Here is a 15,018-nt window from a genome sequence, read left to right as displayed (position 1 = left end):
TCAGTAACCGGCCGACGCGGTGGACTGGATGCCGCCTACGATGCTAGCCGCGCCAAACAGGATGAAGCAGCCGAGGATCACGACCGCGCCATAGCGCCAGTTCATCCGGCCGGTCAGCATCATGAAGCCCACGGCAGCGACTGCCATGACCGCCGCGACGGTCGCGACCGTGCCGAGCATCGTTCCCTGGAGCCATTGCAGCGCGCCTACGATCGGGCCGGAGCCAGCGGGGTCGCTAAAATCAGCCTGCGCCAGTGCCGGGAAGGCCGAAAAAATCGGGACGATCGAACAAAGGCGAACAAGGAAATTCGACCAGCGTGACACACGAAACATTAGGAAACCTCGGCCTTCATTCACTGTGCACGATAGGCGCCAAACGCCCTCGCTGCACCCGAAACACTACAGAACAGCTATTACATGCCTCGAACTCTGCCAAATGCGGCATTCCACAGAGTTCAGTGCTTCAAGGCACATAGCCCAAAGACATTTCGTAAGTGTAGCCGTAGTTCGTGCATTCCGACATGTTTTTCGTGATCAAATGATCCATATCGCTTGTTCGATAACATCGATGCAATTGGGTCAGCCCAGTGCCACTCGCAGTTGATGCATAGCCTAACACGCCATTGACGGCTTGCCCCTCGCATTTGCTAGACGTCGAGATGAAATCATCAACAGTGGAGGCCCCATAGCAGCGATAAAAGGTTTGCAGCCCCGTTCCCCCAGAAGTGTACAGATTGAAGTTAGGGCCTTCCGCATCCAGGCCTCCGGCATAACCTTCCATGAAGCCGGTGGTGTAAAAATGCCCTCGCTCGACTGTGAAGATGCGGAAAACAGGATTTTTGGTCCCGTCAGCCTTAGCCACCCAGACGATAGAGCGGTTGTCGGCATTGTCATAACGATAGATGGACGTAGCGATCTTCGTCGCACTTGTGACTGCAACGGCCCAATGAGGCGTCCTAGCTCGTCATAGGCATAGCTGAAAGCTTCCGGGGTGACAGACGCTAACAACAATGCGGCGCTTAGGAGCGCCCCCGACAAATTCCGCATCTTTCCCCCGCGCAACTATCCGACGATGTACAGTTCGTCATAAGCAAATGAGAGTGCCTCACCCTCTGCTCGCTCCATCGACATAGGCATGAGGCCGAATGCCAGCAGTACATGACGATCAATTCGCATACCTTCCCTTAGCAATCGGCCCGCGAGCTTCGCGAAATCTGTCACGTGGCTCTGTTTGGTTTTAAATGTTTCGACGAGAATCGCCCAGGCGTCAATGCCTCCGTGGCAATGACACCTCAATCGCAAGGAATGGAAACAGACGAATAAATTATTTTATTGCGTGAAAAACTTCGTTGTGCACTTTGATCGAGTGCCATTCTCAAAAACGGTACGCTCGAAAAGGGGGAAGCATGCTAGGTTTTTTTTTGATGGTTGTCGCGCAGGCATTAGGTGCAGCCGCGACATTGCCACCCGCATCATGTAGGGTTGTTTCTGAGAGGACCGAACACGGGGACGGCACCCGTCTCATCGGCGTCTGCGATAAAAGCGCGATAGTGCTAGGAACCGTTACAAGCTTCGAAAGCGCGGTTCATGTCGCAACGGGAAGCGCAGCTGTCGTCATAAAGGGCGGCGCTTCCATCAAAGTATTGGTCGTTCGCCCACTCGAGGATGGCACGGCCTTCCTCGAAAATGTCACTGGGGATTTGGCTCGCCAAAGCGGCAGGGTACCTGAAGTTGGACTCGACGGAATGGCCGTTGACCTTTCGAAATTTGCTTCTGAAAGCATTATCACCGCTCATCTCGATTCGGAAGATAACATTGAAATTCATCAAGTAAAAATATCAGTAGCTTCGATGATAGATCAAGAGGTGGCCCGCCAAAAGTCGAAATAAATCATGACGATACTGAAATTTTTCAGCTGAGGGACGCTATGATTGCAGTGCGGGAGGGTATTAAATCAATGGGACGCTATCTTATTGGTCTAATCGGAGTGAGCTTTGTTTTCGCGTCTATATCGCACGCGCAAGATGGAGCCCCCCCACCGCCTAGTCGGCCGAGTATTGATGACAAATCTGTTAATTTGACGACAGGAAAATTCATTACTAGCGCCACCGACATTTCGATCGGGCCCGATAATTACCATGGACTGCAATATACTAGGCAGTGGGTTGCGTCGCAATGGCGGCAATCTTTTGTGCCAGTAATAAGTGGCAGCACTGCCTCACTGACCATTAGTTTTGACGGGCAATCAAAAGATTTTTCGTGGAACGGATCATCTTATGTTGCAGATGAACAGGACGGTTCATCTTTAACACAAGATAGAAAATTTTATACTTCTTCAAATGGAACTGTTGTTGAATTTGAAACGGGTTCTGATTTATATACTGTTCAATCAAATTTAGGTAAAGCAAAAAAGATAACTTATCCGGATGGGACCAAGCGCAATTTTCACTACACGACAGCCAGTTATTGGCTTGTTTCATGCCAGGGGTGTATTCGTTACATCTCTAGGCTTTCGTCTGTAACCAGCTCAACTGGATATCAGCTGAGGATGGAATACATGTATAGTGGGCAGCTCGACGATACCTTGCTGAAAGAATGGTCTACTGTATTAAAAGTGACAGCTATAAATAATGCCGTTGAATATTGCTCTCCAACAGGCCCCTGCACTCCGTCAAGTTTTTGGCCAAGCGCGAGCTATGGTGTAAATCAGGAGCGTCTGATTTCGACAGCAACGGATGCGGAAGGCAGAATAACGACTTACGCATATGTCCCCGGCGGGCTTTCGTCGATTAAATTGCCAAGCGCTAGCATCAATACGTCGGAAATTTCATACTTAAGTAACGGAAAAGTAAATACTATCAAGAGTGGCGGTCAAGTTTGGACATATAGCTATGGTTCCGGCAGCACTAGCGTGGCAGATCCTTTGACGCACACACGTTCGATAGCCTTTAATACCAGCTCGCTGCTAATATCCTCAAGAGCCAACGAGAATGGTCATGTGACCAACTACGAATATTGCGGGGCTAGCGAAGCAAATTGTCCTGTCAATCTTTTAAAGAAGATCACGTATCCAGAAACGAATTCAATCAGTTATGAATATGACGCTCGAGGGAACCGGACGAAAGCGACGCTGACACCGAAATCGGGTTTCGGCAATCCGGCCCTAGTGGCTTATCAGGCAAGTTTCGCTGCAAGCTGCGGCAATCCGAAAATCTGTAACCAGCCGACGACGACGACGGATCAAGCGTCGAAAGTAACCAATTATGAATATGATGCCAATTCGGGCCTGGTGAGTAAGCTAACTGCGCCTGCGCCTGCAACCGGGCAGGCGCGCCCGGAGACACGCACCACGTTCATTGATCTCCAGGCATGGGTCAAAGATTCGTCGAATGCGATCGTGCTGGATAATAGCGCTGTGACACGAGTGCCCTTAAACACCTCGAGTTGCGCTGCAGGAGGCACGCCAGCATGCGTGGGCACCGCAAGCGAGACAGTTACGGAATTTGCCTACGAAGGCAAAACCGCTACACGTGGCACCAATATGCTAATGGGCTCAGCTAAGATCCGCTCCGGTGACAACGACGCTACCCAGACGCAGACAATCGCGTTTAGCTATGACGATATCGGTAACCTTCGGACACAAAGTGATGGCCTCGGTAACCTGACGCAAATGCGCTATAATAAAGCGCGTCAGATAGAGAGCCGTTGGACGCCCGATCCGGATGGCGCCGGCTCTAAACGCCCCTACATCGAACAGGTCCACTATGGTGCATATGGCCTCCCGGACTCGATCGCGCTCGGAACGGTTGACTATAGCGGTGCTAGCTTCACCGCACTTCAATATCGCTTCCTTTATTATGACAGCTATGGTCGGAAGATTTTCGATCGCATTCAAGCCAACAATGTCGATTATGCGCTGACTCAAACCAGCTACGACGTCCTTGGTCGAGTGGACTGTGTCGCCCAACGCATGAACCCCGCCAACTACAGCGCGCAATATGGATCAAGCTCTCCGAACTCTGCCTGCGCGCACAGCGGTGCAGGCAGCAACGGCGAGGACCGCATCACCAAATATATGTGGGAATGGGCCGGAGCGCTCGATCGGACAATCAGTGGGTATGGCACGAGTATCCAGCGCGACGATGTGCATTATGAGCGCAACCAAAACGGGTCGGTGATCCGTATGGTTGACGGCAAAGGTAATACGACGTCTTATGAATATGACGGTCACGACCGCTTGCGGCGCACCTGTTTCAACACAGCAACTTGCGATGCCAACGCCACAGATAAGGTGATCTATGGTTATGGCACATCTGGCAATAATAACGGAAGGCTTCTGCTAAAGGGGGTGAGAGGTAGCTCAGAAACAGTCTATACCAGATATAGCTATGACGCGCTCGGCCGGGTGACGAACGTTGATTATCCTGGGACGGACTTTTTTGACCAGGATGTAAGCTTCACCTACGACAATTTCGGCCAGCTGAAGCAGGCGGCCGATGCCAGCACTCATGTGGTGACCTATGGCTATGACGCGCTGGGCCGGGTTACGAGCCAGGGCAATCAGCAACAGTCGCTTAGCATGGCCTATGACGCGGCGGGACGACGGACGCGCCTGACATGGGGCGACGGTTTTTATGTGACCTACGATTATGACGCTACCGGGGCGATGACGGCGATCCGCGAAAATGGTACGATGTCACTCGCAACCTTTGCCTATGAACCGCTCGGTCGGCGTTCGCTCTTGACGTTGGGCAATGGTGCGAAGACCAGCTATGGCTATACCGGCCCCAACCTGTCGGACTTTGACATCGACTTGGTGGGTACGAACACGGCCTATGACCAGAAGCTGGGTTTCAGCTACAACGCTGCAGGGCAGATCATCGCGCGCGACAGCTCCAACAATGCTTATGCCTGGACAGGAGCGGTCGAGACCGCGCGCGGCTACCAAGTTAACGGCCTCAATCAATATACACAGGTCGGCTCGATCGTGCCTAGCTATGACGGCAAGGGCAACCTGACCCAGGCGGGCGGCGCTACCTTCGCCTACAATGTCAACAACGCACTGGTGACGTCGAGCTATGGCACGCAGCTTTATCAGGATCCTGTCGGCCGGATGAAGATGATCGGGAACGCAGCGACCTGGACACGGGTGTTCGACTATGACGGCCCCAACATAGTCACCGACCGTCTGCCCGCGACTCAGGCTATCCAGCATCGCTATGTCTTTGGCCCCGGTGACGACGAGGCATTGGTGTGGTATGATTATAGCTCTGGCAGTCTGGTCAAGAAGTTCCTCACCGCAGACGAGCGGGGGTCGATCGTGGCTGTGACCAACAGCAGCGGCGCGGTGGTAAAGATCAACAGCTATGACGAATATGGCATTCCGGCGAGCGGCAATGTCGGTGTGTTCCAATATACCGGCCAGGCCTGGATGCCGGAGCTGGGCATGTATAGCTATAAGGCGCGGATCTACTCACCGACGCTTGCACGGTTCATGCAGACGGATCCGATTGGGTATGGCGATGGCATGAATTGGTATAATTATGTTGGCAGCGATCCGATAAATCTCCGTGATCCAACCGGATTAGCATCTGACCCCAATGACCCTAACCATATCATCGTAACAGGTTGCGGGGGAACCATGTGTAGTTCCTTTTCGGGAACTGGAGGACTATTTATGTATTTCCCTGAAGCTCCTGATTTAAAAAGGTTTGCCGACCCGCTATCCGGTTTGCCGCAAAAGGAGGAGGAGGCGGAGATCGTCGTCACCGCTAGGGACAAGTGGGAGAAGTTCAAGGATTGTGCAGGTGATCAACTTGGCTTGACCGCTCTGGGGATTGGAGGGGCAGGCTCCGGCGCAAATGCGCTGCCTACCAGGGGGAAGTTCGCCGGGGCGACACCAGGCACTTCTTTGGCAAGTAGGGCGGCAAGTGCGGTGTTCGGCGACGCCAAGCTGCCTTTCCGAGTTCCTACGCTAACAGGTTTTCCGTTAGTTGGTAGGGGTGTGGGAGTGAAGTTTACCAGCAGCATTGCTCGCGTAGCGGGACGCGGAGTGCCCGTGCTTGGTTGGGCGCTTCTGGCCTATGATGCCGCTTCAATCGCTGTCTGCACAGCAAGCGAATGAATAGGTTCGCCCTGTATCGCTTCATTGCGCCGTTCCGTTCCCGGCTTCAAAGTCGGCTTCGAGAGGAACGGCTCAATGTTGATGCTGATGCGTTCGCCAATCGGATGGAGGCCGGTGGTCGATCTAGCGAGATCGCCCATTTGTTATGGGGGATGCTCCGCGAGGAAGCATTTGTCCCAGATTTTAGGCCGGAGCCAGAGGACAGCTTATCCAAGGTCTATGCCATGGGGCCGGAAGAGGTGAGAGATGATCTGGTTGAACCGCTTTTAGATCGGCTTGGGCTGGACGTGGAGGGGATCGACTTCAAGGGCTTCGACTTTGCCTTAATCGCTACTCCCAGAGACGTGGCGCAGTTTATGCTGAAGATCGCAAACACCTGAAGTATTCTTCTCACACGGTCCTGCTGCCGTGAGAACGGGCCGGGAGGGCGCGGAGTGTCTCGCAACATGGGGAACGGGGCCATTGAGGCGGAGTATCGCCGGTTCCAGGCTTCCGTGAGAAAATGTCAATAATATCAATGTGATGTGCCGATCATGCTGGACGGCACCTGGCACCCGGCTAAGCTTGATCTATCAGATTGAGAGGTGCGGATATGTTGATCGGCTACGCGCGGACGTCGACGGTGGATCAGGTGGCGGGGCTGGAGGCGCAGGAGGCGTCGCTCCTTGCAACGGGTTGCCAAAAGCTGTTCAGCGAACAGGCGTCTTCGGTCGCGCAGCGCGACCAGCTTGTGGCAGCACTGGACTTCGTGCGCGAGGGGGACACGCTGGTCGTGACCCGGCTTGATCGCCATGCCCGGTCCACGGCGGACCTGCTGGGCATCGTCGCCACGCTGGAGGCCAAGCAGGTGGCGCTGCGCATCCTGGACTTTGGCGATCGGCCGCGCGTCAATTGCCTGCAAATAGCGCCTCGGGACTGGCGACGATGAACTGCCCGCGCCCGCCTGTTTCGGCCAGCGGCCGGTATCCGAGCGATGCCGCCCTATCGCTCAAGCTATTGTCGTAGATGCCATGACATAGTGCCTGATAGATGTTGGCATTATTCTGCTGGGCACCGGGAATGCCGCCACCGGCAAAGTCGAACTCTTCGGCCATGTAGGGACCGCCGTTGGACCAGATGATCGCCGGGGAACGGGCCGAGCAGAATGCATAGATAGTCGAGGACGCGCCACTCCAGCGTATCCGTTGCAGATCATCCGGCGACCCGGCCGCATCGCTGACCTCACCGTTTTCGATCAAAGCGCGCAGCAGACGGTCGCCGCCTTGCTCCTTGACCGTCTCGACTTCCAGCGCTCTGGAATAGGTGCAACTGTCCAGATGGTAGCAGCCGTCGATGAGTTGGTCCGTTGTGGCGATTGTCGGTGCCGGGGCATTAGTAGCCGGTGGCATGGGCATCGGCGTGGGCTCGGCGCTTGATGCCTGGCTCCCAGTGCCAGCGCCGTCTTTGCTATCAGCGGCAACATATTTCTCGCAAGTCAGGCCGTCTCTTATTTCCCAGAAATTGTCGAAATGCCAGCTCTGCGACTTGAAGATATACCAGGCATTGACGCGCGTCGTCGGCAGTGCCTCACCCCACTGATTATAATCGGTGACCATCAAGCAGGCCATGCGGGCGTCGTTCTTATCTCGATAGATGATGGCCTCGCTGATCTCCACCTTGGCGGGATTGATGGCACGAGCGCGAATGATATTTTCCAATGCCTGCTGATCGGCGGACGAGCAGGCCGTCGCGGCCAACATGAGGACAAGGGGAATGCGCGCCGCAATCTGACGCAATGCGATATGGGGCGAAAGTTGCAGCAGGAGCCGCAAGCGAAGGCTAGAAAACATGAGGCATATTCCTCTGCATAGTGGGAAAGCTGCGTCTGGATCGGGACCGGACAGCCGCTTGCGTTAAGGCTTAGGTTCGCTCTTGACGGGATCGCTGGAGAACAGCCGGAGAAGCGCCTGATTGACCAACTGGCTGGACTCGGTGTTTCGAGTGGTCTCATCGCCTTCTACTGGCGGAGAGCCAAATTCATTGGGTTGCGGGTCGCCTTCACGGATCAGGTGGAGGAACACCCATATCGCAAAGCCCAGTGTCAGAAGAACATTGGCGTACCCAAGCAGAGCGAGCGGCGTGTCGGCCGCTGTGCCTTGCGTGCGAAGCCGGAGATTCTCGGTCGCATAATAGATGCCGTTCAATACCCAGATCGCTGCCAGCCACAGGCCGGAGATGCCGCGATCATGCAAACGGCGGATGGTCGCGCAATAGAGTGGCGGCATGAAGAAGAGCATGGTGAAAATCAGGCTCGGCGGCAGCAATCCGACCTGCATGTAAGCGATGCCGTTCCCCACGATGATGGCGACCGCGTAGGCGGCGAACGTGATGCCGACGAACTGCCAATATTCCTTCCGGTCGGCGCGACCTAAGAATTGGACATAGCGTTTGAGTGCAAGAAGCCCCTGCATGGAAAATCCTTTGCGATGAAGTGGAGGATTGCACGCTCGGCGCTTGCCGAACGCGCGCAGTATATCGGTGCGCTGTAATGCGCTGCGACCCGATGGGCTGTTATGCTGTAGGATGGATCGGGCGATCCCATGGCAGGACGGCCCTTATCATGATCATCATCCACCCCGGCGCCGCCCCTTTCTTGCGATCGGGGCGACGGCCGAAGCCGGATGTTGAGAACCCTGGCAAAGCTCAAGGCGCGTGCGCCTTTACCGTTGCCGGCTGGACATGCGCGCACGCCACCCGGCCCCAGAAATGTCTGTGACCGAGATGCTTTGCTGGAGGTTCTCACGCCCCGCCCCCGAGTATCGCGGAGGCAAAGCTGTGTTAGGCGGTAGGCTGTTACTTTGGCAAGAGCGGCTCAGCGCTTATGGCGGCGGCAACCGCTCGAAGGCAAAGGTGCTGTCCGCCCTCAATATGTGCGGCAATGTATCGTCAAGCCCGACCGATGCCGGGTTGATCCAATGATAGCCATCGCTGTCGAACAGGTGCAGCCTATGGTGACTGTAACCAGCGATCACCGTCCAATGATCATAGGCACCATCCAATATCAGCACGATGGGGCGTCCCTGGTCGATCTGGTTGCGCATCGCGCCGATGGCGGTCGATGCCTTCAATCCAGCTTTCGCTTTGAAGACCTTGCGCTGCCTGATCGCAAATCCCGCAATATGTTCGATGTCGGGCAGGAGGCTGTCGAGCATCTGTTGCCATGGCTTGGGATCGAGTCCGAAGGTCGCCCCCATTTTCAGCAGCCGGTGCCGTGAGAGGATATGGACGGCCTTGTGAAACATACGCCGCAACTCGGCCGGATGAAGCTGCCGATCTGGATAGGCCAGCAACCGCACCGCATTGAGGACGGCATAGACACCGCAAAAACCATCAAGCTGCCCTTGGCGAAGCGGCTTGAGTTCCTGTCTGGCTTCCATCAGCGCCAGGGCTGCTTCCTCGCTCAATATTCCGACGCCAGCATGATGGTGAGCACCCGTGCGGTGACATCGGGGTTGGCAGGATCGGGCGATCCATATTCGAGGCTCTTGTCATAATAGTCGATCTTGAAGAAAATCCGCTTACCCTCATGCTCCAGCGCGCCGAAATCATGTTCACCATGGGGGTCGTTGTCGCCGGTAAAGCTGTCGAAGGTTGCGACCTTATAGACGATGGCCTGCAAGCTATCCTGACCAAGCGCCTGTATGCCGGGGGTGATCGTGACATAGCCGCCGCGCCGGAAGCCGCGCAGTTCGTCATTCAGGGCGCGGATGCGGGCAACGCGGGCCTCCAATTCAATCGTTCGTGATTTGTTCTTTTGATAGCCAGATTCTTCCTGTGCGTTCATATCATGCTCCTTTCATAGGCGTGGCAAAGGGCGCTCCGGGACGTGCCGGAGCGGGATAGAATTAGGGGGTGGTGGAGAATGTGCCGACGCGGCGGCTTGGGCGTCCTGGGCAGGCAGGAGCGGCATTGGCGGCTAGATCAGCCGGATCAGCTTGTGCTGGGCGTCGCGGTCGCCCTGGATGTAGCGCTCGGTAGTCGTGATGGCGCGATGCCCGGCTAGTTCCTGCACGTCGCGCAGGGAGCCGCCGGTCTTGGGTAACAGCCGGGCGGCACGGGTGATGAAGGTACGCCGCCCTGAGTGCGAAGAGCAGCCCGTCAGCCCCATGCTGCGATAGGTGGCGCTGAACCAATTGACGATAGCACCGGGCATCATCGCCGCGCCCCGTTCGGATCGGATGACTGGGCCTTGGCCGGGATAGCCCTCGGTTTCGTGCAACGTGACCAGCGCAGCGCGCAGCAGCCGGTTGATCGGTATTTGTCGGCCAGACCCATATTTGGCGATGGAGCCAGTGACGCTGATATGGCTTGCAATGTTGCCGTCGGTGGCAAGGACCATCGGCCAGGTAAGCCCTGCTATCTCGCAGGCTCGAAGACCGGCTTTGAAGCTGAGTAATATGATGGCTCGGTTACGATCAGGGTGACGCTGGAACCGGACATGCGCCAGCGCAAGGCGCACGTCATCGGGTTCCAGCACCTTCGCAGGTTGTCTGGACATGAGGTTGATCCGTCTGTTGGGGGAAACGCGGCGCTGGACAAGCCAACGCCATGCCAGTGTAGCACAAAACTGCCAAAATGTCAGATTATCATGTAAATACAGTTATTTGTGCGCCAAAGATCCGCCGCAGCTATCCCCGATTTTTACCCCTGCCGGAGATAGTCCGCCCACTCGGTCATCAGAAGGCGACGACGCTCGATGGCGGTGCCGCGACGATAGGCGGCCTCTGCCTTGTTCTGGATGGTGTGGGCCAGAGCCGCTTCGATGATCTCACGCGGGTAGCTGGTGCAGTCCCCGGCCCAATCGCGGAAGGTCGAGCGAAATCCATGGGTGGTGACATTGTCCATTTTCATCCGCCGCAACAGCATGGCCATGGCCATGTTGCTCCGGGTGGCCCCGTTGATGACGAAAGCACGGTCCGTGGGCTTGGCACCGTCGACGCGCAGCGTCTCCAGCACCGCCATGGCCGCATCCGACAACGGTACGATATGTTCAGCGCCTGCTTTCATGCGATCGGCTGGCACCCGCCATAGCTTCTCGGCAAGGTCGATCTCGCCCCAGGTCGCGCCAAGCGCTTCCCCCGATCGGGCGGCAGTCAGGATGGTGAACTCAAGGCATCGGGCTGCCAATGCCGGTCGGGCGCGCAGTGCTACCATGAAGCTGGGGGCTTCCTTGTAAGGCAAGGCCGCATGATGGCCCCTGACCATGCCGGGCTGGCGAGCGAGCAGGAAATCCAGATGCCCTTTGAAACGAGCTGGGTTAGCGGTGTCGCGGGGGATCAGGCCTCTTGCCTTAGCCGCATCCAATATCCGCTCGATACGCCCTCGCACGCGCCCAGCCGTTTCTGGCTTGGTCAGCCAGATGGGTTGCAGCACGGCCAGCATGTCGTCGGTCGTGATCTGATCGAGCGCCTTGTCGTGGATCGAGCCAGCATGGTCGCGCAGGCTGTTGCGCCATTGCTGCCTATGGACGGGATTCTTCCATCCACCTTCGACGCTGGCGATATAATCCTCTGCAAAGCTGCTGAAGGTTTTGACTGGAGCCGCTTCCGCAATCTCCTTCGGGGCAAGAATGGTGCGGGGATCATTGCCCAGTGCTACCGCCTCCCGCATCTCCGAGGCCAAGGTTCGAGCTACCGCCAAGCCGACGGCCGAGGCTGCGCCCAGGCCAATCTCCACCCGCTTGCCACCGACCGCCGACATGAACACCCAAGAGCGCGCCCCGCCGGTCGTGATCCGAAGGTACAGCCCTCCGCCGTCCGAATGTCGGCCCGGCTCCTTCAAGGCTGAAACCGCCCTTGCCGTTAATATGTTGATCGCCCGTGCCATGATATCACTCCCCAATGCTCATGGCCCACTATGCCCATTTTGATGCCCACTATCAACTTGGCACAATGCGATCTATGGCGAATGACGGCGGACAGTGAATGAGTAGAAACCTGAATATAATGGCTATTTTCCGATAAATGATCGCGAGACTCCGACATGGTTATAAACCCTCCGTCTCCGCCAATTTTTACAGGTTCCGTGCGTTGATCCGATCCCGCTTCGGCACCTTTCGCGGGCTTGTCCGCCTCGCCCTTTCCTATCCGCAGCTCATGCTCGGCCGGTCGGCCAGCCGCGCGCCCGATCCGGCGCAGGTGCGGCGGCTGGTGTTCGTGTGCCAGGGCAACATCTGTCGCAGCGCCTTTGCCGATGTCGCGGGCCGGCGCGCGGGGCTCAACACGGCCTCCTTCGGCCTGTCCACCACCACCGGGCGGGCCGCGCATGAACCCGCGATCATGGCGGCGCGGGCGCTGGGCCATGACCTGTCCGACCACAAGGCGATCGACATGCAGGATTATGCGCCGCAAGACGGCGACCTGTTGCTCGCCATGGAGGTGCGGCAATTGCATCGGCTGGCCGCCGACGCGCGCCTGGCGGGTCTACCACGGGTTTTGCTTGGGCGCTGGACGCGGCCGATAGTGCCGCATCTGCACGATCCCTATGGACTGGACGACCGCTATATGGCGACCTGTCTGCGCCGCATCGAGCGAGCGATCGACGGGCTGGTCAGCGCCTTTCCCGGCGCACGGCTTTCCTGACCATCTGCGCCATGTCGCGCAGCCAGGGGCGCATGTCCGAGCGGCTGAAGACATAATAGCGCGCGCGCGGATCGATAAAGGCGAGCAGGTAGCTGGCCAGGTCGAACAGCGGGCGACGGCGGAAGAACGGATCGCCGATGCGACCGGGCGCGAACAGGATGCGCGCCAGCCGCTTCGTTTCAGGCACCATGTAGCGCGCGCGCAGATCGTCGCGCGGCGGCGGCGCGGCATCGGTCTGGCCCAACACCTTGCGCCGATAGGCTTCCCAGGCGAAATCGGCGCCACAATGGCGCGCCAGCGGCAGGCTGCCCCAGAAGCGGCCGTTGACCTCCATCAACCAATAACGATCGCTGTCGGGCTCGTAGCGATATTCGACCATCGCCTGCCCTTCCCAGTCGAGCGCGCGCAACAGCTTTTCCGAGAGCGCCATCTGTGCGTGATGCGATCCGGTCGGTTCGGCGCGGCACAGGGTGGAGACGCCGCCTTCGGGCGGCCATTCGTGCAGTCGACGATGCTGGAAGCGCAGCGTGGCCTGGCCGTCCTGCATGTAGAGCATCTGGCCGAGGCCGACGCCACGGCAATATTGCTGGATCAGCGGCCAGCGTCCGACGGGGGTGTAGCGGTCCAGCAGCGCGACCAGTTGGTCCGGCGTGCGGACATAGTCGGTCTTGATCCATTCCAGCCCCGCCTGCTCCAACACCGCCATGATTTCAGGCGGATTGGCCCATTTGGCGACAAGCGGGTATCGCATCTGCGCGGCGCGGGCCGCGAAATCCTCGCCCGCGCGCGGCTGCCAGGTCTGCGGCACGCGCAATCCGGCGGTAGCGGCCGCATGGAGCGTCTGCAACTTGTCGAGCACCCGTTCCAGCGGTTCCGGCCGTGGGACGAGAATATGGCAATCGCCGATCATCGGCGGCAGGGCGGCCAGTTCGATGAGGTCGGATTCCGACACCGCCAGCACCGCTTGCGCCCCGGTGCGGTCGATCAGGTCGGGCAGCCAGTCGGCAATGGGACCAGAGGGGCGCAGCGTCCAGTCGGTGCAATGGCGCGACGCCGTGCCGATCGAGGCGGCGCTGCGGGCGATGCCATGGACCGGCACGCCATGACCGCCCAGTTCGCGCGCGACCGTCAGCCCGATCGCATTTTCCAGACCCAGAAGCAGTACGCCCGGAAACGCGGTCACGCAGGGACCAGCCGATGTTCGTAGCGCCAGGTCGCCCAGGCCTGCTGCGCGATGCGCAGGCCGGTGCGCCACTGGCTGGGCGCGGCGCGGCTGAGGTGGCGCGCCGGGCGGTCGGCCAGGTCGGCGGGCAGGTCGTTGAACCCCGCGCCCTGCACGCCGGGCAAGCGGGCGGCTTCGCGGCACAACGCCTCGAACCGGGCCATCACGGCGCGGTTGGGGCGCTGGCGGTCGCGCGAGAGCATTTCGAAACTATGGGTGACGACGACGAACGCGTCATGCCCTTCGCGCACGGCATGGCGCAGCCCGGCGCGCATTTCGGCGGCCGACATGGCGCAAATCTGGGCCGGGCGGAAGCCGCCAGGACGGTCGGCGATGCCGGAAACAGGCAATGCGCCGACGCCGAGCAATCGGGTCGCGCCGATCTGCGCGGGGTCGGCGCTGATGCGACATTCGCGGCCGAGATAGGCGGGGTTGACGCTGCTGTCCCAGGCGACGCCCAGGGTCGCGAGCGCGCGCAGCGTGTCGTCATTGGCGCCGAAATTGCCGGCGCGGAAAGCGGTGATGGCGGGGGCGCCCGCCTGTTCCAGCAATCTTTTGGCAAGGCCCAGCAGGACGAGCTGATCGGAAAACGAGAAATCGCCGATATTGCGGCCCTGTCGGCCACCGACCGGCGAGTCGTTCGCCCAGGCGAGCCATTCGCTGTGGATGTGCATCTGCACCTCATGCCCGCGATCCACGATAGCACCCACGATCGGCGTCAGGAAATCGGCGCCATGGACCAATGCCGGCATGGGATCGAGGAAGAAGGCACCCTTGAGGCCATGGCGATCGAGCAGATCCATCTGCCAGCCGATGCCGTAGGGTTTGCCCTGCGCCTGCGCCCAGATCGAGCGATCCACATTATCCGCCAACCCGACGCCCCGCTGGTGCAGCGAGGAGGAGAGTTCGGTGTCGACGGTAATGAGCAGCGCGGTCATGGGGGCGGTCCGGTCAGGGGGCGACGGGCAAGACATTAGATGATGGGCATTAGATAATCTGCGTTAAGGAGGGGTAATATTTCCCCCGCATGTCCGATAGATATTTCTGCCGAA

At 58.3% G+C, this 15,018-nt stretch carries 15 protein-coding genes; 5 read left to right on the top strand and 10 right to left on the bottom strand.

Annotation, left to right across the window (positions count from 1 at the left end):
- The gene (locus SBA_RS03045; RefSeq protein WP_261935848.1) at positions 1-333 is read right to left on the bottom strand and encodes a TrbC/VirB2 family protein; all 333 of its coding nucleotides are present in this window, start codon (positions 331-333) and stop codon (positions 1-3) included.
- Positions 334-463: 130 nt separating this feature from the next.
- On the bottom strand, positions 464-862 hold the full coding sequence (locus SBA_RS03040; RefSeq protein ID WP_261935847.1) for a hypothetical protein: 399 nt from the start codon (positions 860-862) through the stop codon (positions 464-466).
- A 544-nt stretch (positions 863-1,406) separates the two neighbouring features.
- Between SBA_RS03040 and SBA_RS03035 the strand changes: the two genes are divergently transcribed.
- The 4 genes from SBA_RS03035 (at position 1,407) to SBA_RS03020 (ending at position 7,052) form a co-directional block, all read left to right on the top strand.
- Complete coding sequence (locus tag SBA_RS03035) at positions 1,407-1,889, top strand: hypothetical protein (RefSeq protein WP_261935846.1); 483 nt, start codon at positions 1,407-1,409, stop codon at positions 1,887-1,889.
- A gap of 68 nt (positions 1,890-1,957) precedes the next feature.
- Positions 1,958-6,124 (top strand): RHS repeat domain-containing protein, encoded by a 4,167-nt coding sequence (locus SBA_RS03030; RefSeq protein ID WP_261935845.1) that lies wholly within the window; start codon positions 1,958-1,960, stop codon positions 6,122-6,124.
- A complete protein-coding gene (locus SBA_RS03025) occupies positions 6,121-6,504 on the top strand; it encodes a hypothetical protein (RefSeq protein ID WP_261935844.1) in 384 nt (127 codons plus the stop codon). Before SBA_RS03030 ends, SBA_RS03025 begins: the two co-directional genes overlap by 4 nt.
- A 212-nt stretch (positions 6,505-6,716) precedes the next feature.
- Positions 6,717-7,052 (top strand): recombinase family protein, encoded by a 336-nt coding sequence (locus SBA_RS03020; protein ID WP_261935843.1) that lies wholly within the window; start codon positions 6,717-6,719, stop codon positions 7,050-7,052.
- Here the strand turns inward: SBA_RS03020 and SBA_RS03015 are convergent.
- The 6 genes from SBA_RS03015 to SBA_RS02990 all read right to left on the bottom strand — a co-directional run bounded on the left by SBA_RS03015 (position 7,012) and on the right by SBA_RS02990 (position 11,989).
- Entirely contained in the window at positions 7,012-7,953 is a 942-nt protein-coding gene (locus SBA_RS03015; RefSeq protein WP_261935842.1) for a hypothetical protein, read from the bottom strand. The two genes, SBA_RS03020 and SBA_RS03015, sit on opposite strands and share 41 nt — an antisense overlap.
- Positions 7,954-8,016: 63 nt before the next feature.
- On the bottom strand, positions 8,017-8,574 hold the full coding sequence (locus SBA_RS03010) for a DUF805 domain-containing protein (protein WP_261935841.1): 558 nt from the start codon (positions 8,572-8,574) through the stop codon (positions 8,017-8,019).
- A 408-nt stretch (positions 8,575-8,982) separates the two neighbouring features.
- A complete protein-coding gene (locus SBA_RS03005; RefSeq protein ID WP_261935840.1) occupies positions 8,983-9,567 on the bottom strand; it encodes a hypothetical protein in 585 nt (194 codons plus the stop codon).
- Positions 9,564-9,947 (bottom strand): DUF3768 domain-containing protein, encoded by a 384-nt coding sequence (locus SBA_RS03000; protein ID WP_261935839.1) that lies wholly within the window; start codon positions 9,945-9,947, stop codon positions 9,564-9,566. The genes SBA_RS03005 and SBA_RS03000 overlap by 4 nt, the downstream gene beginning before the upstream one ends.
- A 132-nt stretch (positions 9,948-10,079) precedes the next feature.
- The gene (locus SBA_RS02995) at positions 10,080-10,661 is read right to left on the bottom strand and encodes a site-specific integrase (protein WP_261935838.1); all 582 of its coding nucleotides are present in this window, start codon (positions 10,659-10,661) and stop codon (positions 10,080-10,082) included.
- A 143-nt stretch (positions 10,662-10,804) separates the two neighbouring features.
- On the bottom strand, positions 10,805-11,989 hold the full coding sequence (locus tag SBA_RS02990; protein ID WP_261935837.1) for a tyrosine-type recombinase/integrase: 1,185 nt from the start codon (positions 11,987-11,989) through the stop codon (positions 10,805-10,807).
- A 203-nt stretch (positions 11,990-12,192) separates the two neighbouring features.
- Between SBA_RS02990 and SBA_RS02985 the strand changes: the two genes are divergently transcribed.
- A complete protein-coding gene (locus SBA_RS02985) occupies positions 12,193-12,744 on the top strand; it encodes an arsenate reductase/protein-tyrosine-phosphatase family protein (RefSeq protein ID WP_261935836.1) in 552 nt (183 codons plus the stop codon).
- Here the strand turns inward: SBA_RS02985 and SBA_RS02980 are convergent.
- Both SBA_RS02980 and SBA_RS02975 read right to left on the bottom strand, forming a co-directional pair.
- Positions 12,713-13,927, bottom strand: coding sequence for a carboxylate--amine ligase (locus tag SBA_RS02980; RefSeq protein ID WP_261935835.1), 1,215 nt, complete (start codon positions 13,925-13,927; stop codon positions 12,713-12,715). The genes SBA_RS02985 and SBA_RS02980 overlap by 32 nt on opposite strands.
- On the bottom strand, positions 13,924-14,904 hold the full coding sequence (locus SBA_RS02975; RefSeq protein WP_224546587.1) for a polysaccharide deacetylase family protein: 981 nt from the start codon (positions 14,902-14,904) through the stop codon (positions 13,924-13,926). Before SBA_RS02975 ends, SBA_RS02980 begins: the two co-directional genes overlap by 4 nt.
- Positions 14,905-15,018 lie beyond the last annotated feature (114 nt).

Origin of the sequence: Sphingomonas bisphenolicum, assembly GCF_024349785.1 — a bacterium.
GTDB lineage: Bacteria > Pseudomonadota > Alphaproteobacteria > Sphingomonadales > Sphingomonadaceae > Sphingobium > Sphingobium bisphenolicum.
The sequence above is the reverse complement of the archived record's forward strand: the minus strand, read 5'-3'. Positions and strand labels throughout refer to the sequence as shown.

What these genes read in the sequence shown, in the direction of transcription:
- SBA_RS03030 (WP_261935845.1), top strand. Translation starts at nt 1,958, where the DNA reads ATGGGACGCTATCTTATTGGTCTAATCGGAGTGAGCTTTGTTTTCGCG.
- SBA_RS03020 (WP_261935843.1), top strand. Translation starts at nt 6,717, where the DNA reads ATGTTGATCGGCTACGCGCGGACGTCGACGGTGGATCAGGTGGCGGGG.
- SBA_RS03000 (WP_261935839.1), bottom strand. Translation starts at nt 9,947, where the DNA reads ATGAACGCACAGGAAGAATCTGGCTATCAAAAGAACAAATCACGAACG.
- SBA_RS03010 (WP_261935841.1), bottom strand. Translation starts at nt 8,574, where the DNA reads ATGCAGGGGCTTCTTGCACTCAAACGCTATGTCCAATTCTTAGGTCGC.
- SBA_RS03015 (WP_261935842.1), bottom strand. Translation starts at nt 7,953, where the DNA reads ATGTTTTCTAGCCTTCGCTTGCGGCTCCTGCTGCAACTTTCGCCCCAT.
- SBA_RS02975 (WP_224546587.1), bottom strand. Translation starts at nt 14,904, where the DNA reads ATGACCGCGCTGCTCATTACCGTCGACACCGAACTCTCCTCCTCGCTG.
- SBA_RS03045 (WP_261935848.1), bottom strand. Translation starts at nt 333, where the DNA reads ATGTTTCGTGTGTCACGCTGGTCGAATTTCCTTGTTCGCCTTTGTTCG.
- SBA_RS02995 (WP_261935838.1), bottom strand. Translation starts at nt 10,661, where the DNA reads ATGTCCAGACAACCTGCGAAGGTGCTGGAACCCGATGACGTGCGCCTT.
- SBA_RS03035 (WP_261935846.1), top strand. Translation starts at nt 1,407, where the DNA reads ATGCTAGGTTTTTTTTTGATGGTTGTCGCGCAGGCATTAGGTGCAGCC.
- SBA_RS03025 (WP_261935844.1), top strand. Translation starts at nt 6,121, where the DNA reads ATGAATAGGTTCGCCCTGTATCGCTTCATTGCGCCGTTCCGTTCCCGG.
- SBA_RS02990 (WP_261935837.1), bottom strand. Translation starts at nt 11,989, where the DNA reads ATGGCACGGGCGATCAACATATTAACGGCAAGGGCGGTTTCAGCCTTG.